Origin of the sequence: Pseudonocardia tropica (assembly GCF_040105315.1) — a bacterium.
Classification (GTDB): domain Bacteria; phylum Actinomycetota; class Actinomycetes; order Mycobacteriales; family Pseudonocardiaceae; genus Pseudonocardia; species Pseudonocardia alni.
Genome location: NZ_JBEDNP010000089.1, coordinates 1 through 1,230 on the forward strand (window position 1 = coordinate 1; position 1,230 = coordinate 1,230).

General features: G+C 72.0%; 1 protein-coding gene and 1 pseudogene. Both read right to left on the reverse strand.

Going from position 1 to position 1,230, the window contains the following annotated elements; genetic code table 11:
- Positions 1-107 precede the first annotated feature (107 nt).
- Positions 108-845, reverse strand: coding sequence for an arsenate reductase/protein-tyrosine-phosphatase family protein (locus WHI96_RS27690; RefSeq protein ID WP_345650377.1), 738 nt, complete (start codon positions 843-845; stop codon positions 108-110).
- A 37-nt stretch (positions 846-882) separates the two neighbouring features.
- Positions 883-1,063 (reverse strand): annotated as a pseudogene (locus WHI96_RS27695) (ACR3 family arsenite efflux transporter); the annotation flags it as partial.
- Positions 1,064-1,230: the final 167 nt, after the last annotated feature.

The window sequence follows — 1,230 nt, forward strand, 5'->3', positions numbered from 1 at the left end:
GGAGTGCACCTCGACCCGGTCACCGGCGGCCGCGCGCATGAGCCCGGCGGCCATCTGGGACTTGCCGCCGTTACGGACGCAGACGAACAACACCGCCGGTGTCGTGGTCACGGGGTCGTCGCTTCGGTCGGGGCACCGGTCACTTCGGTGAGCAGGCGGCGTACCCGGGCGTCGATGTCGTCGCGGATCGGGCGGATCTGCTCGGCGGTCTTGCCGGCGGGGTCGGTCAGCTCCCAGTCGAGGTAGCGCTTGCCGGGGAACACCGGACAGGCATCGCCACAGCCCATGGTGATCACGACGGCGGCCGCTTCGACCGCCTCGGTGGTCAGGCGCTTCGGGAACTCGGTGTCCAGGGACAGGCCGATCTCGGCCATGACCTCGCGCACGGCGGGGTTGATGGTCTCGGCCGGGGCCGAGCCGGCGGAGGTGACGCGGACGGCGCCGTTGGCGTGGTGGGCCAGCAGGGCGGCGGCCATCTGGGAGCGGCCGGCGTTGTGGACGCAGACGAACAGGACTTCGGGGACCGCGGCTGTGGTGGTCACGGGGGCTCCTGGGGATCGGGCTGCTGCCGCGAGCCGCTGGTGGGCGTGGCGGGCGGCGAGGACGGGCAGGTGGGTGGTGATGCGGGCGGTCAGCGCCAGCTTGGTGAACACGTCCACGACCACGGCCTCGATCGTCTCGGGGCCGAAGGTGCCGTGGAATGTGCGGCGCAGCTCGTCGACGGTCTGCTGAAGCCGCGGGTGTGGGCTGGTGAGCGCGAAGTGTTCGAGGGTGCGGTCGCCCGCCGGGCGCCGTCGCGCAATAGCGACGACGACCGGCGTGGCGTCGAACGAGGAGGCGTCCATGACATGGTCCGCTACTGGCCGGCCGAGCGGGTGCTCATCAAGTCCCACCCGCGCGAGGCAGCGGTGTGTCCGCGGTGGTGACCAGGCGCCGGCGCGGCCACAACGACACGTACACCAAGGCGACGAGCACCGGCACCTCGATCAGCGCCCCGAGGGCCCCGGCCAGAGCCTCGCCCGGAGGGGATGTCGATCGCGCCGATCGCTACAGCGGTCATCAGGACTCCTTGAGCATGAGCAGCGGCGGTGCGGCGGTGCACCCACCGAGCAGTGGCGCCGTCGCGGTGGCAGATCACGCACCGCGCACGCCGTCTTGCGGTGATGAGTGTCGGGTGTGGGGTGCCTACGGTGGATCGGGGCTGGAGCCGGTTCCCCGCAGGCAGCCCAG

What these genes read in the sequence shown, in the direction of transcription:
- WHI96_RS27690 (WP_345650377.1), bottom strand. Translation starts at nt 845, where the DNA reads ATGGACGCCTCCTCGTTCGACGCCACGCCGGTCGTCGTCGCTATTGCG.